Origin of the sequence: Streptomyces sp. T12, assembly GCF_028736035.1 — a bacterium.
Classification (GTDB): Bacteria; Actinomycetota; Actinomycetes; order Streptomycetales; family Streptomycetaceae; genus Streptomyces.
This window is the reverse complement of sequence record NZ_CP117866.1, coordinates 8,555,495-8,581,882: the sequence shown is the minus strand read 5'-3', so window position 1 is coordinate 8,581,882 and position 26,388 is coordinate 8,555,495. Positions and strand designations below refer to the sequence as shown.

Genomic DNA, 26,388 nt, shown 5'->3' with positions numbered 1-26,388 from the left:
GTTGAACGAGCAGCGAGTGGCGGCCGGGCGCCCTGGACGCGGCAGAACGCCACGTCCCTCACTGTTTCCCCAACCGCCCTTGTACGTCACCCTGGTTGACACCGAACCTGAGCAGCGCTCACCTTCCTCCCTCTTCCTCACCTACCTCACCCACCCCACTCATCGGAGACACCCCCACATGAGAAGACTGATCGGCACGCTCGCGGCCGCAGCCCTGGCCCTCACCGGCCTCGCCACCACCGGCTCGACCCCCGCGGTGGCCGCCCCCACCGGCACCTTCAACGTCCTGACCTACAACGTCGCGGGCCTTCCGGAAGGCCTGAGCTCCGGCAACCCGGAGAAGAACACCCCGCTGATCTCGCCGCGGCTGGCGGCGTACGACATCGTGAACGTCCAGGAGGACTTCAACTACCACGCGGCTCTGTACGCGGGAGACAACCACCCGTACCGCACCGCGACCAGCGGCGGCGTGCCCTTCGGCGACGGCCTCAACACCCTCTCGGACCGCGCCTTCGAGGACTTCGAGCGGGTGAAGTGGAACGACTGCACCGGCACCAACTGCCTGACCCCCAAGGGCTTCTCGCTCGCCCGGGTCCGCCTCGCCGAGGGCGTCTTCGTGGACCTCTACAACGTCCACACCAACGCCGACGACACGAACGACGCGCTGGCCGCCCGCCGCGCCAACGTCGAGCAGCTGTCGGACTTCATCCAGGCGAACTCGTCCGGCAACGCGGTGATCGTCATGGGTGACACCAACACCCGGTACACCCGCAGCGGCGACAACATCCGCACCCTCGCCGACGAGAACGGCCTGACGGACGCGTGGGTGCAGCTGGTCAAGGGCGGCGTCCGGCCGACGCAGGGCGCGGACGCGCTGCTGTGCCCGACGACGGCGCCGCCGAACGGCTGCGAGGTCGTCGACAAGGTCCTCTACCGCGGCAGCAAGCTCCTGACGCTCGACGCCACCCGCTACAACAACGAGTGGGCGTCCTTCCTGGACTCCGCGGGCGGTAACCTCTCCGACCACTTCCCGCACACGGTCGACTTCTCCTACACCCTCAACTCCGCCCTGAAGGCGAGCGACTTCTTCGGCGGCCCGCACGGCACGGCCTTCAACGACGCGCACAACCTGCCGACGTCGACGTCGGCATCCCCGCGCACCCTGACCCTGCGCGGCAGCTCCCGCCTGGACGCGGTGTCCCTGACGCACGACGGCGGCACGGCCCTCACCCACGGCGGCACGGGCGGCACGGCGACGTCCCTGACCCTGGCTTCCGGAGAACACCTCACCACCGTGAAACTGACGCAGGGTCAGAAGGACGGACGGACGCGGATCTTCTCGGCGTCGTTCACGACGGACAAGGGCCGTTCGCTGTCCGCCGGCACGGCGACGTCGGACGCCAAGACCTTCACGGCGCCGTCCGGTTGGCAGATCATCGGGTTCACGGGGCGGGCGGGCGACGAGGTCGACAAGTTGGGAGTGCTGTACGCGCCGATCGGCTGACGGCTCGTACGACGGCCGCCCACCCCCGCAGCCGTACACGGGTGGGCGGCACCGCACCATCTGAACGGCCGCTGTCCGAACGGCCCTTGTCCGGTGCCGCGCACCTACCGGGTGAGGCGGCGCAGTGCGGCGTGGCCGGGAGGACCCCAGGTGGGCTTGCCTCCGGGCCGGCCCTGGACACCCGCCTCTCCGATGAGGATGCCGCCGAGGGCTCGCATCACCGCCCAGCCGCGGGCCCGGCGCAGGGTCGCGGCGTCCGGGGTCGGCTGGTAGGCGGCGTGGAAACGGTCGGCGGCGCCGTCCGGCAGCAAGACCCAAGCGGCGGCGAGATCGCAGGCCGGATCACCCGCGCAGACCTCGCCGAAGTCGATCACCCCGCAGAAGGTGCCGTCCGCGGTGAGGATGTTGGCCGGGTGCAGGTCGCCGTGGAGCCACAGCGCCGGGCCCGTCCACTCGGGCGCGGCGACGGCGTCCTCCCAGACCGCGCGGACGGCATCCGGGTCGGCGATGAGCCCCATCTCGGTGGCCGAGGCCAAACCTTTGGCGACCCCCTCGGCGTGGTCGGCCAGCGGCCCCCCGCGGCCACGGCCGGCCGGCGCCCCGTCGGGGGCGGGGCGGTGAAGAGCCGTCAGGAAGGCGGCCAAGGCGTCGGCCGCCTCGGCTGCGCGCGTGGCGGGCGCCTGATCGGCGGGCGAGCCCGGGACCCAGGTGGTGACGATCCACGGCCGCGGAAACCGCTCGGACGGCTCGCCGAGGCGCTGCGGGACCGGGACCGGCAGGGGCAGGTGCGGGGCGAGGGCGGGGAGCCAGGCGTGCTCCTTGCGCAGCAGCACGTCCGCGGTCTGCGTCGCCCAGGGCAACCGGACGGCGAGGTCGTCGCCGAGCCGCCACAGCTGGTTGTCCCAGCCCCGTGCGCCGAGCTTCACGGGGCGGTCGGCGAGGTCGGGGTGCTGGTCCCGCAAGAGGTCCCGGACCAGCTCCGCGGTGATTTCGATCTCTGTGGTGGTCATGCGGAGCAACGGTAGTCAGGGAGCCGCCGACGGCTGACCTCATTAGGATGCCCCCTAGGGTCTCCAGGGGCCTGAGGATCCCAGGCCAGGTCACGTATCCGGAGGTCACCCGCCCCATGGCCCGCGCAGGACTCACCGCCGACCGGCTCACCGCGGCCGCGGCCGATCTCGCCGACGAGGTCGGCTTCGAGAAGGTCAGCCTGTCCGCGCTGGCCCGGCACTTCGGGGTGAAGGACGCGAGCTTGTACTCGCACGTCAGGAATCTCCAGGACCTGCGGACGCGGGTCGCGCTGCTGGCCGGCGGCGAGATGATCGACCGGATCGCCGCCGCCGTCGCCGGACGCGCCGGCAAGGACGCGCTCGCCGCCTTCGCGGACGCCTACCGGGAGTACGCCCTTCAGCACCCGGGCCGATACGCCGCGACCCAGATCCGCGTCGACCAGGCCCTCGTCGCCGACTCCCCCGCCATGCGCCGCACCGCCGAGATCACCTACGGCATGCTCCGCGCCTACGGCCTCGAGGAACCCGACCTCACCGACGCCGTCCGCCTGCTGCGCAGCACCTTCCACGGCTACTGCGCCCTGGAGTCCACCGGCGCCTTCGGCGCTCCCCGGGAGGTACGCAAGTCCTGGGAGCGCGCCGTCGACGCCCTGCACGTGGCACTCGTGAACTGGCCACGCAGCGAGCACGACCGGCAGCCGGCCCAGTTGTCCCCCTGACCAGTTGGACTGGAAGCTTCGCGGAGGTCACACGCCGCCGCCCGGCCCGCTCCCCCAGACCTTCGCCTCCGCCCACGGCAGCCTCGCCGACCAGGTGTCCGTCGTGGACGACCCGGAGCTGGCGCCACACGGATGTGTTCACGGCGGCGGGCCCGCATCCGGGCGCGGTGGCGAAGGTGCCGCTGGATGTGCGGGGCTGTCTGGGGGCGTTGAGCGATGTGACGGAACGGCTCAGGGCCTTGTGACGGGTGCCTTGGGAAGGGCCTTGCGACGGCTTGCGGTACCCCGCCGCCCGGCGGCTCTGTGCGCCGGGCGGCGGGGGCGGCACGGGTTACGGGAGTTTCACGAACGGCGACAGGAAGGCTCGGGCGCCCGGGGTGTCCAGGCGGTACGTCACGTTCGTCGCGTAGCACGGGGTGTCCCCGGTGATCGTGGTGGCGGCCAGGACGTTCCTGCCGCCGATCACCGCGAAGTTGGGGCCGCCCGAGTCGCCGTAGCAGGCACCGCCGTTGCCCTGCGGCGCGGTCATGGCAAGGCGTGCCCAGGAGTCGTTGAGGGCGTCGAAGGTGACGGGCGCCTTCATCCGGACACCGCCGCCGGGGTGGGTCTGCCCGCCGGGGCCGTTGGCGGCCTCCTGGGTGCCGTATCCGGCGACGAACCAGTCGGTGGCGTTCAGGCCCCGCGGTCCGAGCGCGCCGAGCTGGTTCGCGGTGGGCAGGGTGGCCGGGGTGAACATCCAGCGGGCCTTGACCTTCGCGGCGGGCAGCTCGATCACCGAGATGTCGTGGGTGTCCGACGCGGGCCCCGGGAAGTCGGGGTGGCTGTGGGCGGTGCCTTGTACGGCGACGGCCCTCGCCTGGGCGGCCGGGTCGCCGGGGTACTTCTTGGCGGCGGCGTCGAGGCCGGCCTGCACGTCCTGGTCCAGTGACACGTAGAACTTCACGTTGTCGGGCCAGTCGGTGGTGCAGTGCGCGGCGGTCAGGAAGGTGTCGGCGTCGATCATGGTGCCGGAGCAGACCCAGTCGACCCGGTCCGGGGTCGCGGGATCGCCGTCGTTGTCCCAGGTGGCCACGAGCGCGCCGACCTCGGTGCGTTCGGGGGCGGGCGTCGCGTTGTACGAGTTGATGGCCGAGGACGGCAGCGCCGTGGCGAGCACGGTCGCACAGGCGGCCGCGGTGACGGCGGTGGCGCGTATGGCTGACAAAAGAACTGACCCTTCTGCAGGTGAGCTGGGTGTTCTCCTGTGGGGGGGGTGCGCCAAGTGAAACGTCTGGGGGCGGCGGCGACAAGAGCGTGCCCGCTCCTCCAGGGTTTTCCCTATGCGTTCCCTATGCGTTCCCTGGCGAGGAAGCTACGGCTCGTCGCTGTGAGGCAGGTCGCCCCGGCGGCTGAGCGCGTCCACGGCACCGTACGACGGGACACCCCCCTGCGGTGTCCGTCCCTCCCTGATGTCCACGACCGCTTCCAGCGCCGCGCCGAGTGCCCGCCGATAGAGCAGCGAGCCGAGGCTGACGCGACGGACGCCGAGGTCGGCGAGGTGGGGGACGGTGGGGCCGGTCGGGGTGTAGAGGATGTTGAGGGGAACATCGAGATGCCTCACCAGGGCGGCGATCCGGCGGGGTTCGGTGAGACCCGGCACGAACACGCCGTCGGCGCCCGCCCGTTGATAGGCGTCGAGGCGTTCGGCGGTCTCCGCTCCGTCACCCAGCCAGTACGTGTCGGTGCGGGCGTTGACGAAGAGGCCGGGTGCCGCCGACTTGACCGCGGCGATCTTCGCGGCGTGCAGTGCGAGGGAGCCGAGGCGGTCCTCCAGGTTGATCCCGGCGGCTCCGACGGCCTGGAGCTGACGGGCGAACTCCCCCACCTGGCCGGGGTCTTCGCTGTAACCGTCCTCCGCGTCCACCGAGACGAGATACGGATCCGAGCCGAGGTCGAGGGCGAGCCGGAGTGTCTCGTCACGGGTGGCCGATGTCCCGTCGGGCAGACCGGCGGCCGCGGCGACACCGAGGCTCGTCGTACCGATCGCGGGAAAGCCCTCGGCGGCGAGCGCCCTCGCCGAGGCGTGGTCCCAGGCGTTGGGGAGCAGCAGGGGCTCGTCGCCGTGGTGGAGGTCGGCGAACGCGGTCATGTGAGGTCCTCCGGGACGGTTGGCGGTCACGACAGGTCTCCTACGGCGTCGGCGTAGTACGTCGAACCTTCCAGGTGGCGGGCGAGTTCGCGGAAGCTCCAGCCTTCGCCGGGTGAGTGGTCGAGCTGGGCGTCGCTGAGGGCGTCCAGCCGGTTCGCCCAGATGCGGGCGAGGCGGGTCAGCCGACTGCGGGCCTCGTCCAGGTCCTGCGGGGTGAAGGGCGCGAGGTCGGTCTCGGTGGTGACGGTGGAGGCGTGCCAGCGGTCGGGCTGGGGCTCCTCGCCGGCCAGCCGGGCCTCCAGCTCGGCCAGGTGGTCGATGAGGTGGTCGGCGACGCGGCGGATCGCCTTGTGCGGGGTGTAGACGCGGTCGTCGACGTGGGCGGGCCTGCCGTCCCAGTTCGGCCAGGTCGCGGCCAGGGTGAGGACGTGGTCGACCATGGCGGTGACGGCGTCGGCGGGGGGACGAGGGACGGTTTCGGTCATGCTCCGAACGCTAGGCGCACGTCGTTTCGGTGCCGGCCGAAGTGATCCGTCCCACACTCTGTGAAACTTCAGCAACATTGTCGGCCGATGCGGCGACCGGGGTACATGACTTCCGCAAGACGCACGACGTCCGCCTCCGCATCCGGCGCGCCCGGCCATCGTCGGGCCCACGCCGCCCGCAAGCCCCTCATCGCGGGCCTCGCCGCCACCGCCGCCCTGGTGGGCGCCTGGTACGCCACCGCGGGCGCCGCCCCGAACGCCGCGCCCAGCCTCACCCCCACGACCACCACGGTGAACCTGCCGGCCAAGTTCCCCTATCTGTCGGCCGGTTACAACAACACCCGTGAGTGGACGCGCACGGCGACGGCGGTGGCCCCGAACGGCACCCTGCGGGTGGCCTGGCCCGCCTCGGACGGCATCCACGTCACGCCGCTGACCGCCGCCGGCAAGCGCTCGGGCGCGGACACGATCGTCAAGGGCACCAAGGAGGTCGGCGGCCTGGTCGCGCACAACGACGGCTTCGCGCTGCTGACCCGGGTCGCCGACACCAACAAGTGGAAGGAGACTGCGGCCGCACTGATCCGCTACACGAACGGCAAGCAGACCTTCCGCACCAAGCTGACCGGCACCTCCTCAAACGACACGGCACCGACCCTCGACGGCCAGCTCACCTGGAACGGCACCAAGTACGGCGCGTACTTCGTCGTGCACGGCGCGGGCGGCTTCGCCGACGGGCACTTCGGCGACAAGCTGTCGTACGTCGGCGCCAAGGGTGCGGGGCTCGGCGGCGGCTGGAGCTGGGGATGCAGCCACAACGAGGGCATCGCCCTCGCCGCCGAGAAGACCGGCGCCTTCACCTCCCTCTGCTTCGACGACTGGCGCTCCGGGCTGTTCGTGTCGACGGGGATCGGCGCACCCGACAACGCCCCGGTCGTGCAGCGCGAGCAGTGCTGGGCGGGCTACTGCGGCGGCACGTTCGCCGGCCGTACCGGTGACCTCGTGAAGTCGGCCTCCGGTCGCTACGCCACCGCCTTCGCCTCCCGCGGCGCCGCGTCGGCCGCGAAGAACCCGGACGACGCGAGCGGCCGCGGCTGGACGGTCAAGCCGAAGACCAGTACGCACCAGGTGGCGGTCGCCTTCCTCAAGAACCGCAACACCCCTGCGGGCAAGGCGATCCGGCTGTCAGCCACCAAGGGCGTCGAACACGTCAACGTCCGCATCGCCCCGTACGGCAAGGACCGCCTCCTGCTGTCCTGGGAGTCCCTGAAGAACGCCAAGTGCGCGAACGGCACCTGCACCGGCACCTTCACGGGGACGTCCTTCCGGCTCATCGACTGGAACGGCAGGTTCCAGAGCGCCACGAAGGTCGTCGGCACCCGGATCACCGGCGACATCGCGGTCCAGAAGGACGGCACACTGACGTGGGCGTACGCCCCGGTCACGCCGTCGTACGCGTCGCCGCTGACCGGCGCGTCCCCCACCTCCACGACACTTCGGATCGCTCGCCTCACGCCCTGAGCGTGCCTGGTCAGCCCGTGATCGAGAAGAAGATCGTGTCCTGCGTGTACCAGTCGATGTTCTTCGTCGCGAACTCCCACTCGGTGTTCTCGAAGTCGAGCTTGTCGATGATCTCCTGGACGTCGTGGCGGAAGTTCGCGTCCATCCGGTCCAGCACCGCACGGTAGGCGTCGGCGGCGGGCTTGGCCTTGGCCAAGGGGAACATGCCTATGTGCGGGCCGTCCACGGGATACGGGATGTGAAAGGGGATCTCCTGCGGCGGCCCGGAGAACAGGTGGTCGTGCAGCAGCAGATCCCCCCTCACATCCAGGCGGCGCAGTTCGTCGTCGAGGAGGCCGAAGAACGTCGAGGGCTTGGAGTACACGCCCAGGTCGGCCGGGTCGGACGCATTGCAGTCGATGATGTGCTGGAGGGCGCGGTAGTACGCACCGGCCGCGTACCCTGCATCCGAACTCGCGTGACCGGCCACCAGGTGCTCGAGTGCGTCGGGGATGGACAAGCCCCAGTCGATGCCCTGGCGTTCGAGTTCGAGTTGGCTCTTGTGCGCCCTTTCGCGCATCATGCCGAGGATGCGCTGCTGGTCGGCGGTGAGGCTCCCGGCGGCTCCGAGGAACCCCAGGACGTCGGCTTTGTCAGCGGTGCTGTACGAGATGATCCGGCTCATGATCACCATGCTGCCAGCCACCACTGACAACCGACCCGGCAGGCTCAGGCGGGCGTGACGCCCACCCCGTTCTCATCCAGCCGGACCCGCCACTCGCGCCCCGAGCTCCAGCGGACGTGGATCTCGCCCGACTCGGCCACCTGTACGGCCACCAGCTCCTGAAGCGGTACGGGGTCCGGCTCGGCGGTGAGGCGGGCGAGAGCGACGAACACGCTGGGACCGTCCCCCGTCAGACCCGGCAGACCCGGCAGACCCGGCAGGCCCATAGGAGCCGTCGAACCCGTCAGACCCGTCGGCTCGGAGTCGCTCAACAGGCCGGACACAGGCACGAGTTCCGCCTCGACGCCCTCCCCCGCAGCCCACCCCGTCACCCGCACCGCCGTCCCGGGAGCCGCGCCCACGACCCGGTGGATGCGCACCTCCACCGCGCCCTCGGCCAGCACCACACTGCCGACCCGGATTCCGTCGCCGACCGAGTGCCGGGAGGCGGCCCACCCCTCCCCCACCCCCAGCGGCACGATGTCCGTGCGGCTCGGATCGTCGCCCACGATCACGCTGTTGTCGTACGACGACGAAGGCTTCGTCACCGTCGAGTAGGCGAGGCGCGTGTAGTAGGGGTCGTAGCGGACGTCCTCGCTGCCGTGGTTGTGGAGGCGGACCAAGCCGTCCGAACTCGTGGACTGCACAAGCCAGTTGGGGGCGGCGATCGGCGTGAGCGCGTTGGCGCGCTCGGACGGGGCGGGCTCCTCGGCCGCCGTCCAGACCTCGTGGTCCGGCGGCAGCAGCAGGCCGAGGAAGGCCTTGCTCGCCCAGTAAGGGGACGCCGGGCCCGAATAGCCCTGCAGGACCGCCTCATCGGGGCCGTGCCAGCCGAGGGTGAGCAGCCCGCGCGCATCCACCGCGCCACGCTCCAGGAAGTACTTCAGCGCGCCGGAGGCCAGCCGCCTCGTCACGCCCGGCGTGAGCGGCGTACGGCCCGTCAGGGCGCCGAGCCACAGCGGGGCCGTGGTCGCGAAACGGTAGGTCAGGGAGCGGCCCTGGTGCATGGGGGCGCCGTCGGCGCCGAACAGGCGGGCGTAGTCCTCCAGATGCCGTGAGAGCCGACCCCCGTACAGCTCCAACAGCCGCTCGTCCTGCGCCAGCCAGGCGTGCAGCACCGGGTACAGGTGCATCGCCCAGCCGTTGTAGTAGTCGAACTTCCGGCCGTCGCCGTCCGTGTACCAGCCGCCACCGACGTACCAGTCCTCGATGCGCTCAAGCCCCCGGTCGATCGCCTTGCGCGACTCCTCGGCCTCGTGGCCGACCTCCTGGAGGAAGCCGCCCACCGTCACCGGGAACAACTCCCAGTTGCAGGGCCAGGCTTCGGCCGTCACCGCGTCCCCGAGCCAGGCCGCCGCCCGCTGCCGCACCCCGTCGTCCAGCCGGTCCCACAGCAGCGGCCGCGTCAGCCGCAGCGCGAGGGCGATCGACGCCGCCTCGACCAGGGGCTGGCTGCGGTCCTCGATACGGGGCCAGACCCCCGACACGCCCGCCGCGAGTCCGTCGGCGTAGCGCTCCAACGCCGTCTCGTCCCGGCGGAAGGCCGCCAGGAGCAGCGTGCGGGCGTAGCCCTCCAGCCCGTCGGAGAGGCGGCCCGACCAGCTCTCGCGGTCGCCGGGGAAGTGGTACAGGGCGCGGTCCTCGGTGGCGTACGGCTCCACCGCGGCGAGCAGGGCGTCGGCGGCCGCCTCCCAGTGGGCGCGGGTGTAGCCGGTGTGCGGGCTGCGGTTGCGGTCGTCGGGGGGCAGGTGCATCGGTTCTCTCTCTTGCCGACTCGGTTCAGACCTGGGGCGCTCCGGTTCCGGTCGAAGCGCCCCAGGAGTTCATCCCACCCGCACCAGGCCCTCGGGCACCAGATGCCGGGCGGCGAGTTCGTCGCGGACCAGGCCCGCGTACACCGTCGCACCATGCACCGAGGTGTGGGTGTTGTCCCGCTTCTCGTTGTAGAGGTACAGCGCCTTGGAGGCCTCGACGCCCAGGGACTCCACCAGCGCCTTCGTCTTCGCCGTCAGGTCGATCAGCGGGACGCCCTCGGCGGCGGCGACCGAGCGGATGACTGCCGGGTGGTCCACGCCGAGGCCGTTCACCAGCAGGGCCGTGCCGTTGTTGAGCGTGCCGTCGGCGTTGAACCAGCGGCGCACGATCGGGGTGACGAGGACCGGCTCGCCGCCCTTCTCCCGCACGCCTGCCACCAGGGTCTCCAGGTTGGCGCGGTAGGTCGCCTCGTCGGTCGTCTTGTCGTTGTGGGCGAGCTGGATCAGGACCAGGTCGCCGGGGCGGATCTGCGGCTGGACGGTGGCCCAGAGCTGCGGGTTCTCCAAGTAGGTGACCGTACTCTCGCCGGAGTCGGCGTAGTTGGCGACGGACACGCCCTTGCGGAGGTACTGCGGCAGCTGCTGGCCCCAGCCGGAGTACGGGTCGCCGGGCTGGTCGCAGACCGTGGAGTCACCGACGAGGAAGACCTGGCGGGCGTGCCGGGCCGGGGTGACCTTGATGTCGGCGAGCGCGGGTGCCGAGCCGCCGAGGACCAGGTCCAGGCCGGGAGTCCCTGCGGGGCCCGTCGGCTCGCCCTCGGGCGTGCGGACGTTCACGGTGAAGCTGCGGGCGACGTGCTCGCCCGCAGGGGCGGCCGTCTCGGGGAGCAGGGCGCGGCGGGTCTCACCGGCGACGCTCGTGCTCGACGCGGCCTCGCCGCCGAGGATGACCTTCACGTCGTACGTGCCGGCCGGGACGTCGAAGTGGCAGGCGGTGGCGGTGCAGTTCTCGATGCCGAGGGGACGCTGAGCGCCGTACGGCTCATGCGCCTGAGCCGGTACGGCCGTCAGGACCGACAGGCCGGTGCTCAGCGTCACCGCCGCCAGAGCGGCACGGTTGAAACGTCTCATTCGTCGGCTCCTCCACAGGACGACATGGCCTGGCGCTGGACCGTACCCGTTTCTGCAAGCGCTTTCTAGACCCCGGTTCGATTTCACAAGACTGCCAACTTCTCCGCGACGAAAGCCCTTTCGCGAAATCGATTCAACTGTCACCCTCGCTCTCACCCGCACCACCCCCACACCTCTCTCGAAGGAGGCACCCCCATGTCCGGATCCGCCAACAGACCGGTCCGACGCCGCACCTTCGTGCTCGGCACCGCGGCCGCCGCCGGCACAGCAGCGCTGAGCGGCACGGCCTCCGCCGCGGCCTTCGGCTGGAGCGACGACGGCTCGAACTACGTCGTCGACACCGGCGCCAACCTCGTCTTCAAGGTCAGCAAGTCCAACGGCGACCTGACCTCGCTGGTCTACCGCGGCACGGAGTACCAGGGCTACGGCGGCATGAACTCGCACATCGAGTCCGGCCTCGGCAGCTCCACGGTGTCCATCAAGCAGTCGGGTTCGACGATCCTGATCTCGGTCGCCTACGGCACGCTGCGGCACTACTACGCGGCCCGCAGCGGCGAGAACAACATCTACCTGTGGACCAACAAGGCCGACACGTCGGTCTCCGCGACCCGCTACATCCTGCGCGTGAAGAAGGGCCTGTTCCTCAACGACCAGCCCGACTCCTACACGTACACGAACAGCACCATCGAGGCCTCGGACGTCTTCGCCAAGTCCGACGGCCAGACCCGCTCCAAGCACTACTCCAAGCTCCGGGTGATGGACTACGACTACACCGGCTGGAGCGGCGGCGGCGTCGGCCTGTGGATCGTGCGCAGCAACCACGAGAAGGCGTCCGGCGGCCCGTTCTACCGCTCGCTGCTGCGGCACCAGAGCGCGGACGGCGGTGGTCTGTACGAGATCCTGTACTACGGCCAGAACCAGACCGAGGCCCAGCGCTTCGGCCTCCAGGGCCCGTACGTCATCGCCCTCACGGACGGCGGGGCGCCCTCCTCGTCGCTGTTCCCGGGCACGCTCACCACGTCGTGGGCGGACTCGCTCGGCATGTCCGGGTACGTCGGCGCGAGCGGGCGCGGCAAGGTGGCCGGCGTCGGGATCTCCGGGCGGAACACGGCGTACCCGTACACCGTCGGGCTCGCCAACTCGGCGGCCCAGTACTGGGGTTCGGCGCGGTCGTCGGACGGCTACTTCTCGATCGGGGGTGTGCTGCCGGGGACGTACACCCTCACCGTCTTCAAGGGTGAACTCGCCGTCCACACGGCCTCGGTGTCGGTCACCGCCGGTGGCACGACCACCCTCAACACGATCGCCATCCCGTCCTCGAACGACCCGAGCAACGCCAGCGCCATCTGGCGGATCGGCGACTGGAACGGCGCGCCCAGCGGCTTCAAGAACGCCGACCTGATGACGTACGCGCACCCCTCGGACGTCCGCGCGGCCTCCTGGACCGGCAACGTGGTGATCGGCAACAACGAGACGGCGTCCTTCCCCTGCTACCTCTGGAAGGACGTCAACAGCGGGATCCTCGTGTACTTCAAGCTGACGGCGGCCCAGGCGGCGGCCGCGCACACCCTGCGGATCGGGGTGACGACGGCGTACGCCAACGGCCGCCCCCAGGTGTCGGTCAACGGCAACTGGACGTCCGCCATCCCCTCCCCGCCCACGCAGCCGAACACCCGGTCGCTGACCAACGGTTCGTACCGGGGCAACAACCACACGTTCACCTACAGCGTGCCGGCGTCCGCCTGGCTGACGGACACCGGCCAGTACAACGTGCTGAAGATCGACGTGGTGAGCGGTTCGGGGACGACGGGCTATCTCAGCGCGGGCACGGCGATCGACGCGATCGACCTGCTCGCCTGATCTCACCTCAGGTTCCGCGCGTCCACTGCTGGTTGGTTCCTCCGTTGCAGGTGTACGTGATGATCGCGGCGGAGTTGGCGGTGGACGCGCCGTTCACGTCCAGGCACTCGCCGGTCGCCCGGGACTTGACGTTCACGTAGGAGCCGGTGGTGGTGAGCGACCACTGCTGGTTGGTCGAGGAGGCGTTGCAGTTCTCCTGGGTGACCGTGTTCGCGTTCTCCTGGACGCACAGGGAGCTGCTCCTGACCATCAGCTGGTAGTAGCCGCTGCCCACCGACTTGAACCAGTACTTCTGGTTGTTGCCGCCGTTGCAGTCGTACTGCTTGATCTGGGCGCCGGCCCACAGCGACTGGCTGGTGACGTCGGCGCACCTGCCGCTGTGTCGTGCGACGAGCGTGTTGTACGTGGCGCTCGTCCCGCTGATCGACCCGGTGGCCGTGTCGATGGTGACCTCCGGGGTCCAGGACATGGACATCGAGGTCGAGGAGGGGAAGGTCAGCGGCAGCCAGACGTAGCGGGAGTCGTTGACGGTGCCGCCGAAGGAGTTGCCCCAGCGGTCGCCCAGGTAGAGGTACGAGGTGGTCGAAGTGCCCTGCACGGGAAGGACGTACGCGGTCTGCGAGCCGTACGTCGTGGAGTCGCCGATGTTCGTCATCGCGGTCCAGGGGCCGGCGATGCTGGTGGCCGTGGCGTACTGCTGCTGGTTGGGGTTCCAGCCGGTGGCGCCCGACGTCAGCATGAAGTAGACGCCGTTCCGCTTGAACAGGGCGGGGGCCTCTCGGTGGCCACCGTGCCAGGGGTCGGCGACCAGGGCCGCGATGCCCGTGTAGTCGCTGGTCAGGCGGTAGATCTGCAGGTCGTAGTTCTCGCGGGCGGCGGAGGCCATGTAGCCGGTGCCGTCGGTGTCGACGAAGACCGTGATGTCACGGGACATGTGCTGGCCGAGCGGGCGGAAGCTGCCCTGCCAGGTGTAGTTGCCGTCGACGGTGTCGGAGACGGCGACGGCTGCGCGGGCCTCGCTGTAGTCGGTGCCGTTCTCCTTGTGCATCCACATCACGAACTTGCCGGTGGAGGCGTTGTACATGACCTTCGGGCGCTCGATGTTGGCGGTGGCCAGCTCCGAGGAGCTCGACTGGGTCAGGACGTGGTTCCTGAACTCCCAGTTCTTCAGGTCGGTGGAGCGGTAGGCGTCCACGTACCGGAAGGTGTTGTCGGCGTTGCGGTGCTCGCCGAACCAGTAGTAGTAGGAGCCGACCTTGATGACCCCGCCGCCGTGCGCGTGCACAGGGTTGCCCGAGGTGTCGGTGAACTGCGTGCCGTTGGTGACGGTCTGGGGCGCCGCCTGGGCGGGGCCGGCGGTGGCCAGGGCGCCGGCCAGGGCCAGACAGAGGGCGAGCAGAACCGCGTACGCACGTCTCATCTTCACGCACTCTCCTTCACGGTTACGGCAGTTGTCCCCGTGGTCGTCCCGGCGGTCGTGTCCGCCGCCGCGTCTGCCACCGGGATGCCGAAGTTCGGGGTGCCGTCCGGGTTCCAGCCGAGCTTCTGGATGCGGGTGTGGCGGTTGGGGTCGTTCAGCGGGTCGCCGACGATCTCCTTGTACTGGCGGGCGTGGTAGACGAGGACGTCGCTGCGGCCGTCCTCGGCGACGGTGAAGCAGTTGTGGCCGGGGCCGTACTGCTTGGTGGTGTCGTTGCTGGTGAAGACCGGGGTGGGGGACTTGGACCAGCTGGCCGGGTCCATGAGCTCGCTGTCGGCGTCGGCGGTGAGCATGCCGACGCAGTAGTGGTAGTCGGTGGCGGAGGCCGAGTAGGTGAGGAAGATCCGGCCGTTGCGCTTGAGGACGTAGGGGCCTTCGTTCACCTTGTAGCCGATGCACTCCCAGTCGTACTCGGGTGTGGACAGCCGTATTTGAGGCCCCGTCAGCGTCCACGGGTTCGCCATCTCGGAGAGGAACAGGCCGGTGTTGTTGTCCATCCCGGGTTCGTGCTGCGCCCAGCACAGATAGCGCGTGCCACGGTGGGTGAAGGTGGTGGCGTCGAGGGAGAACGTCTCCCAGGCCGTCTTGACCTGACCCCTCTCCACCCACGTGCCCTTGAAGGGGTTGGGGTGGGAGTTCTCCAGGACCCAGATGCGGATCTTCCACACGTCCTCGGCGGGCGCGGAGGCGAAGTAGATGTACCACTTGCCGCCGATGCGGTGGAGCTCGGGAGCCCAGATGTGCGCGCCCATGTCGCCGGTGGTGTGGGCCCGCCAGATGACCGACTCGGCGGCCGTGGACAGGCCGTTCAGGGTGCGGGAGCGGCGCAGGATGATGCGGTCGTACTCGGGGGCGGTGGCCGTGAAGTAGTAGAAGCCGTCGGTGTGGCGATGGATGTGCGGGTCGGCTCGCTGCTGGACGAGGGGGTTCGCGAACGGGGCCGCCTTCTGGGGTGCGGCAGGGGCTGCGGGGGCAGCGGCGTGGGCGACGCCGGGGATGGCCGAGGCGGCGGTCAGGGCGCCGGCGGCTGCGGCGCCCTTCAGCAGCAGTCTGCGGCTGGGGACTTCGGGCAGATCGTGATCGCGGCTCATGCGGGTGCCTCTCGGGGGATCACTGAGGGGGGGCTTGTTCGAGATGGCGAACTACATCTGTCATTACGAACGGCTGAAAGCTAAGGGCGCACAACGGGGGAGGTCAACGGGTCGGACGGGACGAGGGCAAGCGGTTTCTCCCATGCCCTCACTCGAACGGTCACTTTAAGGAGCAGGGGTGCGGCGGACGTGGTCGGCTGAGGTCACTGCCGCACCCCCGACACCGAAAGGTGAACCCCGATGAGACCAGCCCGGTTCCTGGCGGCCCTGGTGACCGCCGCACTGGCGACGACGTGGGCCGCCGGTACCGCCCAGGCGCAGCCTTCGCCGGACCACAACTGCGTGTTCGAAGGCATCAACATCAACCAGCTCCTGGGAATCGGCGAGCGGGTCATCGGCCCGCCGCCGTGCCGCGAGGCGCTCGCCGGTGAGCGCTGGGTGCGGGTCGGGCCGAGCTGGCAGACGGCGGGCACGGGCGAGCGCAAGGTCTACCCGCAGGGGTACGTCCCCCAGGACCCCGACCCGATCGACGACTTCAACGCGAAGTTCCAAGGGGCCCGCTACGTCCTGGACCGCGGTACAGCACAGGAGAGGACATTCGTCTACGGCCGGGAGGTGCTGCGGACCGGCTTCGTCGGGGCGGACGGGCGGCCGTTCTCCATCCCTGCCTCACCCCCGTTCGAGCCGCTCAGCGTCGGAGGGCACACCGTCGTCACCTTTCTCCGGTTCAGCGCCGAGCACTGCGACGGCCTGGGCCGCAACCGCGACCAGAACTGTGTGCCCGCGGGTGAGCTCCAATGGACCCCCGACACCCCGCTCACCGTCTTCCCGCGCAGCGCCTGAGGGCCGAAACCCGGAACGCGAATTTCTGTTATCGGCTGCGCCCCCCACACGTCTCCCATGACGTGCGCAGCCATTCCCCCAAAACAGCAGCGGCCATCGGCGCCCTCGCCGTGGTCGCCGCCCTCACCGTCACCGCTCCCCCCGCGGTCGCCGCCGGCCCCCGGGACGTCACCGCCGATGTCCTCGGGGGCCGGGACGTGACGCTCAGCGGCGACACCGTCGTCACCGTGCCGGCCGGGACGACGACGTACGACGGCGTCTTCCGCGGCGAGGGCACGCTCACCGTGCGCGGCAGCGGGACGCTGATCCTGACCAGGGACAGCGACTTCACGCTGCCGAAGTCCCGGCAGCGGCAGAAGGTGAGCGTCCTCGGCGGCAATCACCCGTACGTCACGACGGCCGCCCCGGACCCGCCCGCGATCACCGTCGCCCGCGGTGCGACCCTGCAGTACGGCAACGGCGGCACCACCGGCCTGATCGGGCACTTCCCGTACAACACCCCGGCGTTCCGGCTCAACCAGGACAACATCCGGGTCGACGGCACCTTGCGGCTGTCGCTGAAGAGCGCCTACAACCTGGGCACGATCAGCGGGTCCGGGCTGATCACCCAGCCGCGGTTCCTGTGGGGCACCTGGGATCTGTCGGGCGCCCACTCCTTCTCCGGGGTGATCGACAACGGCACGCAGATGAACGCCGGGAGCCCGGAGTTCGCGACGTCGCTGCCGAACGTGCGCAAGATCCTCAACCAGGGCACGTACACCGTGGACACCCCGCTGGGACAGACCGTCACCATGGGCATGGACTTCTACCAGCGCGAGTACGGCAGCGACATCAACGTCCAGTCCCGGCCGGGCAGCAAGGTCGTCCTGACCGGCCAGTACAGCTGGTCGAACCAGGGCGGTGACACCAACCCCTCGCTCAGCGACCCGTCCCTGAACTGGACACCCGCGCGCAAGAACGTCAACAAGCGCGGCACCAACATCAAGGGCGCGAACGTCCAGTGGGGCGACGGCACGACGAACAAGATCTTCATGCCCGGGACCGCCGAGACCGTCTACATCAACCTGCTGGCGGCACGCTCCCGTTCTCTCCTCACCTTCGACTACAACGGACCGGTGACGCTGGGCGCCCCCATCGGCGGCGGCAGGTTCCACGACACGCTGGCCGCGCCCGGGGCCGGGGACATCGTCATCAAGGGCACGAAGGGCAACGACGTCACCTTCGCCGCCGTGCAGTACTACGACGGCTCGACGACCGTCGAGAAGGGCGCCGTGCTGCGGCTGGGCAGCGGCAGGTCCGGCGGTGACGGTGGGCTTTACACGCAGGGTGACTTGTACAAAGTCATCAACAACGGCTCACTCGTGCTGAACAACACGGCCAAGGCCCTGTCTCTGTCCCGGATCAGCGGCAGCGGATCGCTCACCCAGTCGGGGGCCGCGACGACGACGCTGACGGGAAGCGCGGTGACGTACACCGGCACCACGACCGTCAAGAAGGGCACCCTCGCCCTGCGCGGCGGCGCGACGCTCGCCCGCAGCAAGGCGATCCGGCTCACGTCGGCCAAGTCCCGCCTGGACGCGGGCACTTCGGGACTGCGCGTGGGCGAGGCGAGGACGCTGACCGGCAAGGGCACCGTGAAGGGAGCGGTGACGAACCACGGCGTGGTCGCGAGCGGCCTGACCGTCTCCGGCGCCTACACCCAGTCGGCGAAGGGCGAACTCGTCCTGCGCGACGGCCCGTTGAAGGTGACCGGCGCGGTCCGCCTGGCCGGCGACCTGGACCTCGCGGCCGCTGCCACCTCACCGAAGCCCGCAGGGAAGATCACGATCCTCGACCACCAAGGCCGGGCGAAGACGACCGGCGCCTTCACCGGCCTCAAAGAGGGCAAGAAGCTCCAGCTCGCCGACACCACCTACCGGATCAGCTACCGGGGCGGCGACGGCAACGACGTGGTCCTCACCCCCGTCACCACAACCCCCTCCCCCAGCGCCGACAGCCCCCGCACCGCAGCCGACACGGCCGCCTCCCCCAGCACCCGCACCGCGAGCGCCGCGGGCAACGGCCTCGGCTGGTGGCCGTACGTCCTGGCCGCGGGCCTGCTCCTCGGCCTCGCGATACCGGCGACGAGATTCGGGCGGGGCGGCGGACGACGCCGGGGCGGACGGCACGCGGCCCAGGGCTAGCCAAGCCGGTCAGCGGCGGCCGCTCGGTGGCTCCGGGAAGCCGAGGCGTGGGGCGAGAGCACGCGCCTCGGCCGCCCAGCCGGCGAGGAAGGCGAGGGCCGACCCGCGCTCGCGGTAACGGAGTTCGGCGCAGACCGTGCCTCGGCCGCCGTAATCCCTCTGCTCCTCGCCCGCCCGGGCGAGCATCAGGGCGGTGAGCCAGTCGTACTTCACAGCCGAGGCGCACACCGCCAGCCGTACGAGGTGTTCGTCGCCCCGCCAACCGCTCTCCCGCAGGCCGTGCAGGTACGCCTCGTAAGCCGCCGCCGCGTACTCGGGCAGGTAGTTGCCGAGGTCCTCGCCGAGGGCGCCGTCGCCGGTGAACGCCCAGCCGAACAGGACGTGGTCCGGGCCCGTGGGCGCGGAGGTTGGCGGGCCATTGGTCGAGGTGGCTGAGCGTGCGCGGCAGGGACTCCATGATCTAGAGGAACCACTCGCGGTCGTGGTGCAGCCGGACCATCTCGCGGCGCAGACCGGCCGGGAAGTGGTCCCGGACCAAGGGCTGTTCCCAGGCCTCGTCCTCGTCGAGCAACTCCTGACCGAGGGTGTTGCCGCCGATGTACTCGCGCAGGAAGCGGTGCGAGAACCACGGCTGCGCCGGGCCGGGGACAGCGGCGCCAGGGCGCCGTGCTGAACCTCGCTGGTCACGTTTGGTGATGGTTGCAGCGTGCGCGGCGCCTTGCTGCCCGCCCTCCTCGCCGAGTACCGCGTCATCGGGCCGTGCGGCACGGATGACACCGAGGATCGCCTTCTCGACCTCCACATCGGCGGCGGTGGCGAAGTCCCCGGCCCCCTTGTCAATACGGTCGAGTTGTCGGCCCTACATGGTGCGGACCACGTCCGCGCCGGCCCGCACCCCGGCTATGGCGACTGCGGCATCGTCGGAACTCGCGTATGAGTTGATCACTCCGGGCACACTACCGAGACGAAGCTACCGTCCCGACAAACTTTCCGGTCCGACCTCCACCACCGTCGTCTCCCGCTCATGCGGCTCCTCCTCGCCGCTCCCCGGACGCCTACTTCTCGATGCGGAAGGCCAGGGACTTGAGAGTGTCGAGGGCCGCGGTTCTCCCGGAGGCGTCGCGGGGCAGGACGAGGCCGAACACTGCGGTGATCACCAGCGTGACGCGCGCTCCGTCCACCAGCGCCGACGACTGCGCCAGCCCCGGGATCCACGGCAGCGCGACGGCGGTGGCGAGGAGGACCACCGGAGTCCACATCACCGCCACGATCCTGCGCAGTCGGGAAAGCGTGGTCACCGGCGGAGCGGCCATGGTCAGGGCCTCCCAGTCATCGTCGATCAGGGCGACCACCCCGGACCAGAGGGACTGGGCCACGAGGTCATAGGAGGCTGGGCCACTGGCCCGGGCTATCGGTGCCCGGTGCTGCCGGATGACGGCGGCCACTCGCCGCGCGTCGGCCCGCGCGAGCTGACGCCCGCCGGTGAACAGCCAGGCGGACACGGCCTTCTCCGCCTGGCGGGCGGCGCCCTCGATGGCAGATTGCACCTCGGCCCGTGAGCGCCGCTGCCACCAGGTGTCTCGATGAGTGTCGACCCTGGCACAGGCGTCGATCATCGCGAGGAGCAGTAGGTCGTACGGCCGGAGAATGGGGCGTACCACCCACCCGACCAGTGCCGGAATCACCGTCAAACCCAGCACAAAGCACAGAACTATGATGAAGACGAGCAACAAGACATAGAGCGATATAGCGGACCATCTCGTCAGTATCTGGCGAGCGGCGGGCCACTCACCGCCACGGACGCCTCCGGAGACGGCGAAAAGAAGCGCCGAGGCGGTGACGACCACGAGAGCCAGAGCATGGAGAAGAATCAGCCGTCCGGCACGCACACTCCGTGAACCGCGCGGCCACAGAGGGCTCATCGGTACCGATGTCGCGAAGAACGCGACAATGGTCAGCAGAACAAGTGCGTAGGCAATCCAGAACGACGCGGACCTCGGCGTGGGGGCGTCGTTCGAGTTGATGTGGTGGTGGAGCCACGAGAAGGGGAAGGGCATTCGGAAGGTGGCGTCCTCCGAGATGCGGCTGACCCACATGGCCGGGACAGTGACGAGCAGCGCTCCCACCAGGGTCAGCCGTCCCCAGGTTCCGGTGACCGCCTCGTGGATGGCCTTCCGGGCTGCGGCCCGTGCGGCATGTCTACCGACGAGGGAGACCTCCTCCGCGCTCAGTGCGGTGCCGGAAGAGATCGCGACGCTTCTGCGGTACGCCGCGGCATATGCCCGAACAACGTCGATGGACGGTTCACTCACGGCCACTCCCCCCGTGCCAAGAGGCGTAAGAAGCCCAGCAGTATGCCTGCCTATGGGGTGTCCCGCAATCCGTGGTGGATCAGTGGTGGTTCGGCAGTGGATCGGTGGGTCGTTTCCGACAGCTTGTTCCTTAATCCCTAGTCCCCGTCGGATGGTCACTCTTTGGAGTGGTCGCAGGGCATGACGGCGGCCTTCCTCGTAATCCTGAACTCTGCGACGGAGTACGGGAGTCCATCAGGAAGGTCGGGGGATGAGTGTGGTGTCGCAGGTCGGTGGACGAGATCCGTTCGCCGAACTGTCACGCTTCCGGACGGCCTTCTACAGGTGCCTGTCCGCACGGGCCGACGCCCTCTTCGAGCTGATCGACGCCCTGTTGTGCGCGGACGGACCGACCAGGACACCAGTCGAACTGTCACTGCTGGCCGAGCACCAGCGCGGCTACGGCTCGCTGTACGGCGCCTTGAACCATGGCCGCCTCGACATCGACGCCCTGCGTGACCTGCTGATATCGCTGCCACTCCCGAGGTTCGACGGGCGGATCGTACTCACGGTGGACGTCTCGCCGTGGCTGCTGTCGGACGCCGCCTGCTCGCCCGATCGGCTGTTCTGCCTGGTCCACGGCCGCAACGGCCGTTCGTCGGACCACGTGGTGCCGGGCTGGCCGCACTCGTTCGTCGCCGCACTCACCCCGGACCGCACGTCGTGGACACAGGTCCTGGACGCGGTCCGGCTGGGCCCCACGGAGGATGCCGCGGCGGTCACCGCCGACCAGCTGCGGGCCGTGGTCGAGCGCCTGGTCGCGGTCGGTCAGTGGCAGCACGGCGACAGGCACGTCCTGGTCGTGATGGACGCGGGCTACGACGTGATGCGTCTGGCTTGGCCCCTGCGAGACCTGCCCGTCGAACTCGTCGGACGTCTGCGCTCGGACCGCGTCCTGACGCTGCCGAAACCGCCGCGCGTCTACGACCCGAAAGGCGGCCGGCCGCCCAAGCACGGCAAGGAGTTCAGCCTGGACATCTCTTTGCGCAGGTCACGAGCATGATTCCCGGGCGATGGTCCTGGTTGCCGTTCGCTTTGGCGTCGGTGGACGTGCAGCCGAACGGCAGGAGTGTCAGACGGCTGCCATGAGCGGATCCTGTGCCAGCACCGTCGCTCGGCGGCGGTGCTGGCGGGCGAGCCGGCGCGTCATGAGGGTGATGAAGGCCCACTGGATTAGGGCTTCGGCGTGGGGCATGAGGCGTTCGTAATCAACTCCGCCCGACCGCGCCCGCAGCCCGCAGCCCGCAGCCCGCCATCCTCGCAGCGTGACGAAGGACCGCAAGGATCCGTTGAATCCTGGCGCAACGGGGCGGCAGTGCGGGCCTGCTGCAGGTTCTCAGACGTTCGGCGACAGGTAGAGGGGCTCAGCGTTGGCCTCGCCGTAAGAGTTCACCGGGCCGGAATAGGAGAGGATCTTCCCGAATCACACTGACCACGAGTTCGCCGCGACCCCTGAGTCGTCGCACCTCCAGCTGCCCAGCGAGATATTCCGATGGGGAGGTGTGCAGGTCCATCCATGCGCGGGCGGAGAAAAGCTTGGGTGAATTGTTGCGCACGATCACCGCTCCCTGTACGGAGCTCCCGCTTGACGACCGTATCGCGCACACCTGCGCGGCCACTTGAGTGCCGATCGCTTGGCTGCTGGCGCAACGCCACGTACTGGAGCTGCAGGTGATCGGGTTTGTGTTGCCCCAAGCACGCCAGCTGACAAGGTCTGTTGCGGCGGCAGGTGTCGCGGTGAGTAGCAGGCCTCGGCTGACGATCGCGCCGGTCATGGCCAGGGCGGCCAGTCTCTTCGTAGTGCGTTCCCCTTCGTGGTTTGCCGTCACGACTCATAAGTGCTCGACCATGTTCGGGCGCCACACTGACGCGCAGTACCTCTAACGGTTCAGGTTGAACGTGCGACCTCAATGTGCTGGTGTTCGGCCTGACTCCGAGGGCACGTCCATCGACAAAGCGAACGGCAACCAGGATCATCACCCCGGATCCTGCTCGTGACCTGCGCAAACAGCTTTGACACAACTTCTCAACTTGTCGTTTAACCTTCGGCCTCGACCAGGCCGCGTGGTTGGTCGCCCGGGCAGAGGTAGAAGAGTTCGGGATCGCCTTCGTCCAGGCCATGGAGCAGGCCGACCGGGCTCCAGCCGACGCGCTGCAGCAGCAGTTGCATGGGGTGGTTGGAGACGTTGGTCGAGGTGAACAGCTTCGGGCTGGTGCACGCGGCCTCGGTGGCCTTGAGGAGACGTGCGCCCACGCCTTGTCGGCGGGCGGTGGGCGCGACCATGAGCATGGTGATGAAGCCCTGCTCGAAGAAGGTGTATTCCAGCACGCTGTAGCCCAGGGGGCCGGATGCGTCCTCGGCCAGGAGGACCGAGCCCTGTTCGCACCAGCGTCGGATACTCGCGCGCCGCGCATCGTCGCCCGATGCCGCGGTGGAGTCGATGCCGGCCAACCCGGGCCAGTCCGAGGCATCCGCGTGGCGTATCACCAGTCTGTCGGGGTTCTCGAGATCCATGGGGTGCATCGTGGCAGCACGATGCGTTGGGCTGCTCGTCCATTGCGTTCGGCGGGGCTTGGTGCCCTTTTCTTGTCGTGGGCGGGGCGAGTGTGAGCCTCGCCTGTGGCCAGGACGCGTCCCACGTCGTGGCGCGGCGCCGACCGGCGGTTCCTGTAGCCGGGCGGGCGGCCGAGGCCGGGAGTGGTCGGTTTCGGTGCACGCGCTGGTTAGATCCCCGCGGATGTCCCACATCCCGGACACAGGCCCCGCCTCGACTACCGTCGTCACCATGACCAGCACCATCACCCTCGCCGAAGCCCTCGCCGCCGGGACCGTCGTGCTCGACGGCGGCATGTCCAACCAGCTCGAGTCCGCCGGGCACGATCTGAGCGACGAGCTGTGGTCGGCGCGGCTGCTCGCGGAGCAGCCCGAGGCGATCACCGCGGCCCATCTCGCCTATTTCGAGGCGGGGGCGGACGTGGCGATCACGTCCAGCTACCAGGCCACGTTCGAGGGCTTCGCGAAGCGTGGGATCGATCACGGGCGTGCGGCCGAACTCCTGTCCCTGAGCGTGGAGTTGGCGCGCGATGCGGCACGGCAGGCGGGAGCCGGGGGTGTCACGCGGCCGCTGTGGGTGGCCGCGTCCGTCGGGCCCTACGGGGCGATGCTGGCGGACGGCTCCGAGTACCGGGGGCGGTACGGGCTGAGCGTGGACGAGCTGGAGCGCTTCCACCGGCCCCGGCTGGAGGTGCTGGCCGGGGCCCGGCCCGACGTGCTGGCGCTGGAGACCGTCCCGGACGCCGACGAGGCCGAGGCGCTGCTGCGGGCGGTGCGCGGGCTGGGTGTCCCGGCCTGGCTGTCGTACTCCGTCGCCGGTGACCGCACCCGCGCCGGCCAGTCGCTGGAGGAGGCCTTCGGCCTGGCCGCCGACGCCGACGAGGTGATCGCGGTCGGCGTGAACTGCTGCGTGCCGGAGGATGTCGAGGGCGCCGTCGAGACCGCCGCCCGCGTCACGGGCAAGCCCGTCGTCGTCTACCCCAACAGCGGCGAGGCCTGGAACGCCGAGTCCCGCACCTGGGTCGGCCGCTCCACCTTCGCGGCCCAGCAGGTGCGGGGGTGGCGGGAGTCCGGGGCGCGGCTGATCGGCGGGTGCTGCCGGGTGGGCCCGGAGGCGATCGACTCCATCGCGCGCACACTGGCGGCGGTGGGGTAGCGATCGCGGCGACGTGGCCGGCGGTGGCCACGGACCAGGCCTCCTCTTTCGGGTAGCGCTCACGGGCGTCCGATAGGTTTGCCCGCCATGACTGAACTCGGACCCGTCGCCTGGCCGCCTGCCCCGATACGGACCGAACGGCTCGTGCTCCGCGAGTCCGAGGCCCGGGACCGTGCGGCGTTCATCGAGCTGTTCGCATCGCCGGAGGTGGGCACCTACATCGGCGGCCCTCGACCGCGTGCTGAGCTCGAACGCGCGGTGCCCGAGGTGCCCGGGCGGCGCCCCGGCCTCTTCGTGATCGCTCTCGACGGAGCGATGATCGGCATGATCACGCTCGATCGGCGCGACGCGGAGCGTCCGGGTCACGTCCGTCCGGAGGCCGGGGAGGTCGAGCTCGGCTACCTGTTCCTGCCGGACACCTGGGGATGCGGGTACGCCGCCGAGGCGTGCGCAGCGGCACTCGACTGGTTCGCCGACACGCTTCCCGGCGAGCCTGTGGTGCTCTGCACCCAGACCGCCAACGACCGCGCGATGCGCCTCGCGGCGAAGCTGGGGTTCACCGAGGTGGAGCGGTTCGAGGAGTACGGCGCCGAGCAGTGGTTCGGCGTGTGGTCCTCGGTCACTCAGTCCGGTTGAGCTCGGCCGTTTCTTCCGAAGCAGCCCACGCCCCCGCACAGGGCTCGTCCCCGCCCTCGCCCCGCTGCTAGCCTCCGCATGGGAACCGGTTGCCATCGTGTTGCCGCAGGTTCCCCAGGGGGTGGGCGAAGGTGCCCGGGAGAGGGGCGAGGCAGGGATGACCAGGAAGAGCGAGGACGCGGGGCGCAGCACCATCCGGGACGTGGCGGCCCGCGCGGGAGTGTCCGCGTCGACCGTGTCGCGGGTGCTCGGCGGGGTGTATCCGGTGAGTTCGGCGACGCGTACGCGCGTGATGCGGGCGGTCCGTGACCTGGACTACGTCGCCGACGCACGCGCCAAGGCGGTCGCGGGGGTCGGCACGCCCACGCTGGCGTTCGTGCTGGAGGACATCACCGGGCCGTCGTTCGCGCACATGGCGCACGGGGTGGAGCGGGAGGCCCGACGGCTCGGGCATCTGTGCCTGGTGTGCACGACGGAGGGCGACGTCCAGCACGAGGTGGAGTTCGTCGAGATGATGCGCGCCCAGCGCGCCGCCGCCGTGATCCTGGTCGGCGGCTCCGCCGACACGCCCGAGTACCGCGAGCGCACCCGCCGTATGGCCGACTCGCTGGCGTCGGCGGGCTCCCGGCTGGTGCTGTGCGGGCGGCCACCGCTCGGGCCCGGGGCGCCCGTGACCGTCATCGAGTACGACAACGAAGGCGGCGCCTACGCCCTCGTCGCCCATGTCCTCGCCCAGGGCCACCAGCGGGTTCTGTTCCTCGGCGGCGCGTCCGACCACACCACCGCGCAGGGCCGGGAGCGCGGCTATCTCGCCGCCCACCGCGCCCGCGGCCTGGACCCCGACCCGGCGCTGCTCCTGCACGGCGACTTCACCCGCGACGCGGGGCACTGTCTGATGCGCGAGGCCCTCAAGCAGGGGCTGGAGTTCACGGCCGTGGTCGCCGCCACCGACATGGTCGCCGCCGGCGCGCTCACCGCCCTGCACGAGGCCGGCCTGGACGTTCCCGGCGACGTGTCCCTGGCCGGCTACGACGACATCCCCTTCGCCCGTGACCTGCACCCGGCCCTGACGACGGTCCACGTCCCCTACGAGGAGCTGGGCCGCCTCGCCGTACGCACCGCGCTCAGCCGGACCCCGGATACCACGGACGATCATCTGCTGCTGGGGACGCACGTGGTGGTACGGGACTCGGTGGGCCGGGTCGGCGAGGCCTAGGACCGTCTTGTCGCGGAACTGGCCGTTCCCTATGCTCGCGACGGTAGCAACCGGTTTCTATCTCTG

22 protein-coding genes and 3 pseudogenes are annotated in these 26,388 nt (G+C 70.1%); 10 read left to right on the top strand and 15 right to left on the bottom strand.

Annotated features, from left to right (window positions below; all coding sequences use genetic code 11):
* Positions 1-178: 178 nt before the first annotated feature.
* Complete coding sequence (locus tag PBV52_RS38480; protein WP_274245067.1) at positions 179-1,504, top strand: jacalin-like lectin; 1,326 nt, start codon at positions 179-181, stop codon at positions 1,502-1,504.
* A 104-nt stretch (positions 1,505-1,608) separates the two neighbouring features.
* On the opposite strand, the gene PBV52_RS38475 is transcribed toward PBV52_RS38480, so the two are convergent.
* Positions 1,609-2,514, bottom strand: coding sequence for a phosphotransferase (locus PBV52_RS38475; protein ID WP_274245066.1), 906 nt, complete (start codon positions 2,512-2,514; stop codon positions 1,609-1,611).
* A 116-nt stretch (positions 2,515-2,630) separates the two neighbouring features.
* Between PBV52_RS38475 and PBV52_RS38470 the strand changes: the two genes are divergently transcribed.
* Positions 2,631-3,233, top strand: coding sequence for a TetR-like C-terminal domain-containing protein (locus PBV52_RS38470; RefSeq protein WP_274245065.1), 603 nt, complete (start codon positions 2,631-2,633; stop codon positions 3,231-3,233).
* Between the two features lie 331 nt (positions 3,234-3,564).
* On the opposite strand, the gene PBV52_RS38465 is transcribed toward PBV52_RS38470, so the two are convergent.
* The 3 genes from PBV52_RS38465 to PBV52_RS38455 form a co-directional block, all read right to left on the bottom strand.
* The gene (locus PBV52_RS38465; protein WP_274245064.1) at positions 3,565-4,437 is read right to left on the bottom strand and encodes a trypsin-like serine protease; all 873 of its coding nucleotides are present in this window, start codon (positions 4,435-4,437) and stop codon (positions 3,565-3,567) included.
* A gap of 147 nt (positions 4,438-4,584) precedes the next feature.
* Positions 4,585-5,361 carry an isocitrate lyase/phosphoenolpyruvate mutase family protein gene (locus PBV52_RS38460; RefSeq protein WP_274245063.1) on the bottom strand — a complete coding sequence of 259 codons (777 nt, stop codon included), beginning with the start codon at positions 5,359-5,361 and terminating at the stop codon, positions 4,585-4,587.
* A gap of 26 nt (positions 5,362-5,387) precedes the next feature.
* Positions 5,388-5,846 carry a hypothetical protein gene (locus PBV52_RS38455; protein WP_274245062.1) on the bottom strand — a complete coding sequence of 153 codons (459 nt, stop codon included), beginning with the start codon at positions 5,844-5,846 and terminating at the stop codon, positions 5,388-5,390.
* Positions 5,847-5,951: 105 nt separating this feature from the next.
* Between PBV52_RS38455 and PBV52_RS38450 the strand changes: the two genes are divergently transcribed.
* Positions 5,952-7,364 carry a hypothetical protein gene (locus PBV52_RS38450; RefSeq protein ID WP_274245061.1) on the top strand — a complete coding sequence of 471 codons (1,413 nt, stop codon included), beginning with the start codon at positions 5,952-5,954 and terminating at the stop codon, positions 7,362-7,364.
* A gap of 10 nt (positions 7,365-7,374) precedes the next feature.
* On the opposite strand, the gene PBV52_RS38445 is transcribed toward PBV52_RS38450, so the two are convergent.
* The 3 genes from PBV52_RS38445 to PBV52_RS38435 form a co-directional block, all read right to left on the bottom strand.
* Positions 7,375-8,028: a hypothetical protein gene (locus PBV52_RS38445; protein WP_274245060.1), complete on the bottom strand. Its 654-nt coding sequence runs from the start codon at positions 8,026-8,028 to the stop codon at positions 7,375-7,377.
* Positions 8,029-8,072: 44 nt separating this feature from the next.
* On the bottom strand, positions 8,073-9,821 hold the full coding sequence (locus tag PBV52_RS38440; protein WP_274245059.1) for a DUF2264 domain-containing protein: 1,749 nt from the start codon (positions 9,819-9,821) through the stop codon (positions 8,073-8,075).
* 69 nt (positions 9,822-9,890) lie between these two features.
* Positions 9,891-10,952: a rhamnogalacturonan acetylesterase gene (locus PBV52_RS38435; protein ID WP_274245057.1), complete on the bottom strand. Its 1,062-nt coding sequence runs from the start codon at positions 10,950-10,952 to the stop codon at positions 9,891-9,893.
* Positions 10,953-11,147: 195 nt separating this feature from the next.
* Here PBV52_RS38435 and PBV52_RS38430 point away from each other — a divergent pair, with 195 nt between their 5' ends.
* Positions 11,148-12,812: a rhamnogalacturonan lyase B N-terminal domain-containing protein gene (locus PBV52_RS38430; protein ID WP_274245056.1), complete on the top strand. Its 1,665-nt coding sequence runs from the start codon at positions 11,148-11,150 to the stop codon at positions 12,810-12,812.
* Between the two features lie 7 nt (positions 12,813-12,819).
* Here the strand turns inward: PBV52_RS38430 and PBV52_RS38425 are convergent, their stop codons facing one another.
* Entirely contained in the window at positions 12,820-14,232 is a 1,413-nt protein-coding gene (locus PBV52_RS38425; RefSeq protein WP_274249842.1) for an RICIN domain-containing protein, read from the bottom strand.
* 2 nt (positions 14,233-14,234) lie between these two features.
* The gene (locus PBV52_RS38420) at positions 14,235-15,383 is read right to left on the bottom strand and encodes a glycoside hydrolase family 43 protein (protein WP_274245054.1); all 1,149 of its coding nucleotides are present in this window, start codon (positions 15,381-15,383) and stop codon (positions 14,235-14,237) included.
* 240 nt (positions 15,384-15,623) lie between these two features.
* Here PBV52_RS38420 and PBV52_RS38415 point away from each other — a divergent pair, with 240 nt between their 5' ends.
* Positions 15,624-16,226 carry a hypothetical protein gene (locus PBV52_RS38415; protein ID WP_274245053.1) on the top strand — a complete coding sequence of 201 codons (603 nt, stop codon included), beginning with the start codon at positions 15,624-15,626 and terminating at the stop codon, positions 16,224-16,226.
* Between the two features lie 62 nt (positions 16,227-16,288).
* Positions 16,289-18,409, top strand: a complete 2,121-nt coding sequence (locus PBV52_RS38410) for an autotransporter (RefSeq protein WP_274245052.1) — start codon at positions 16,289-16,291, stop codon at positions 18,407-18,409.
* Positions 18,410-18,418: 9 nt separating this feature from the next.
* Here PBV52_RS38410 and PBV52_RS38405 read toward each other — a convergent pair whose 3' ends face one another.
* The 3 genes and pseudogenes from PBV52_RS38405 to PBV52_RS38395 all read right to left on the bottom strand — a co-directional run bounded on the left by PBV52_RS38405 (position 18,419) and on the right by PBV52_RS38395 (position 20,721).
* Positions 18,419-18,622, bottom strand: a complete 204-nt coding sequence (locus PBV52_RS38405; protein ID WP_274245051.1) for a hypothetical protein — start codon at positions 18,620-18,622, stop codon at positions 18,419-18,421.
* 490 nt (positions 18,623-19,112) lie between these two features.
* A pseudogene (locus tag PBV52_RS38400) lies at positions 19,113-19,355 on the bottom strand (inositol monophosphatase); the annotation flags it as partial.
* 109 nt (positions 19,356-19,464) lie between these two features.
* Positions 19,465-20,721 (bottom strand): hypothetical protein, encoded by a 1,257-nt coding sequence (locus tag PBV52_RS38395; RefSeq protein ID WP_274245050.1) that lies wholly within the window; start codon positions 20,719-20,721, stop codon positions 19,465-19,467.
* A 250-nt stretch (positions 20,722-20,971) separates the two neighbouring features.
* On the opposite strand from PBV52_RS38395, the pseudogene PBV52_RS38390 reads away from it, so the two are divergent.
* Positions 20,972-21,727 (top strand): annotated as a pseudogene (locus tag PBV52_RS38390) (transposase); the annotation flags it as partial.
* A 105-nt stretch (positions 21,728-21,832) separates the two neighbouring features.
* Here the strand turns inward: PBV52_RS38390 and PBV52_RS38385 are convergent.
* The 3 genes and pseudogenes from PBV52_RS38385 to PBV52_RS51905 form a co-directional block, all read right to left on the bottom strand.
* Complete coding sequence (locus PBV52_RS38385; RefSeq protein WP_274245049.1) at positions 21,833-21,955, bottom strand: hypothetical protein; 123 nt, start codon at positions 21,953-21,955, stop codon at positions 21,833-21,835.
* A gap of 843 nt (positions 21,956-22,798) precedes the next feature.
* Positions 22,799-23,275: a GNAT family N-acetyltransferase gene (locus tag PBV52_RS38380; RefSeq protein WP_274245048.1), complete on the bottom strand. Its 477-nt coding sequence runs from the start codon at positions 23,273-23,275 to the stop codon at positions 22,799-22,801.
* A gap of 45 nt (positions 23,276-23,320) precedes the next feature.
* Positions 23,321-23,484, bottom strand: a pseudogene (locus PBV52_RS51905) (transposase); the annotation flags it as partial.
* Between the two features lie 62 nt (positions 23,485-23,546).
* On the opposite strand from PBV52_RS51905, the gene mmuM reads away from it, so the two are divergent.
* The 3 genes from mmuM to PBV52_RS38365 all read left to right on the top strand — a co-directional run bounded on the left by mmuM (position 23,547) and on the right by PBV52_RS38365 (position 26,322).
* The gene (gene mmuM / locus PBV52_RS38375; RefSeq protein WP_274245047.1) at positions 23,547-24,470 is read left to right on the top strand and encodes a homocysteine S-methyltransferase; all 924 of its coding nucleotides are present in this window, start codon (positions 23,547-23,549) and stop codon (positions 24,468-24,470) included.
* An 87-nt stretch (positions 24,471-24,557) separates the two neighbouring features.
* Positions 24,558-25,106: a GNAT family N-acetyltransferase gene (locus PBV52_RS38370; RefSeq protein ID WP_274245046.1), complete on the top strand. Its 549-nt coding sequence runs from the start codon at positions 24,558-24,560 to the stop codon at positions 25,104-25,106.
* Between the two features lie 157 nt (positions 25,107-25,263).
* Positions 25,264-26,322 (top strand): LacI family DNA-binding transcriptional regulator, encoded by a 1,059-nt coding sequence (locus tag PBV52_RS38365; protein WP_274245043.1) that lies wholly within the window; start codon positions 25,264-25,266, stop codon positions 26,320-26,322.
* Positions 26,323-26,388 lie beyond the last annotated feature (66 nt).

Coding starts and splice junctions, on each gene's coding strand:
- PBV52_RS38480 (WP_274245067.1), top strand. CDS start 179: ATGAGAAGACTGATCGGCACGCTCGCGGCCGCAGCCCTGGCCCTCACC.
- PBV52_RS38475 (WP_274245066.1), bottom strand. CDS start 2,514: ATGACCACCACAGAGATCGAAATCACCGCGGAGCTGGTCCGGGACCTC.
- PBV52_RS38470 (WP_274245065.1), top strand. CDS start 2,631: ATGGCCCGCGCAGGACTCACCGCCGACCGGCTCACCGCGGCCGCGGCC.
- PBV52_RS38460 (WP_274245063.1), bottom strand. CDS start 5,361: ATGACCGCGTTCGCCGACCTCCACCACGGCGACGAGCCCCTGCTGCTC.
- PBV52_RS38455 (WP_274245062.1), bottom strand. CDS start 5,846: ATGACCGAAACCGTCCCTCGTCCCCCCGCCGACGCCGTCACCGCCATG.
- PBV52_RS38450 (WP_274245061.1), top strand. CDS start 5,952: ATGACTTCCGCAAGACGCACGACGTCCGCCTCCGCATCCGGCGCGCCC.
- PBV52_RS38445 (WP_274245060.1), bottom strand. CDS start 8,028: ATGAGCCGGATCATCTCGTACAGCACCGCTGACAAAGCCGACGTCCTG.
- PBV52_RS38440 (WP_274245059.1), bottom strand. CDS start 9,821: ATGCACCTGCCCCCCGACGACCGCAACCGCAGCCCGCACACCGGCTAC.
- PBV52_RS38435 (WP_274245057.1), bottom strand. CDS start 10,952: ATGAGACGTTTCAACCGTGCCGCTCTGGCGGCGGTGACGCTGAGCACC.
- PBV52_RS38430 (WP_274245056.1), top strand. CDS start 11,148: ATGTCCGGATCCGCCAACAGACCGGTCCGACGCCGCACCTTCGTGCTC.
- PBV52_RS38425 (WP_274249842.1), bottom strand. CDS start 14,232: ATGAGACGTGCGTACGCGGTTCTGCTCGCCCTCTGTCTGGCCCTGGCC.
- PBV52_RS38420 (WP_274245054.1), bottom strand. CDS start 15,383: ATGAGCCGCGATCACGATCTGCCCGAAGTCCCCAGCCGCAGACTGCTG.
- PBV52_RS38415 (WP_274245053.1), top strand. CDS start 15,624: ATGAGACCAGCCCGGTTCCTGGCGGCCCTGGTGACCGCCGCACTGGCG.
- PBV52_RS38385 (WP_274245049.1), bottom strand. CDS start 21,955: ATGCCCCACGCCGAAGCCCTAATCCAGTGGGCCTTCATCACCCTCATG.
- PBV52_RS38380 (WP_274245048.1), bottom strand. CDS start 23,275: ATGGATCTCGAGAACCCCGACAGACTGGTGATACGCCACGCGGATGCC.
- mmuM (WP_274245047.1), top strand. CDS start 23,547: ATGACCAGCACCATCACCCTCGCCGAAGCCCTCGCCGCCGGGACCGTC.
- PBV52_RS38370 (WP_274245046.1), top strand. CDS start 24,558: ATGACTGAACTCGGACCCGTCGCCTGGCCGCCTGCCCCGATACGGACC.
- PBV52_RS38365 (WP_274245043.1), top strand. CDS start 25,264: ATGACCAGGAAGAGCGAGGACGCGGGGCGCAGCACCATCCGGGACGTG.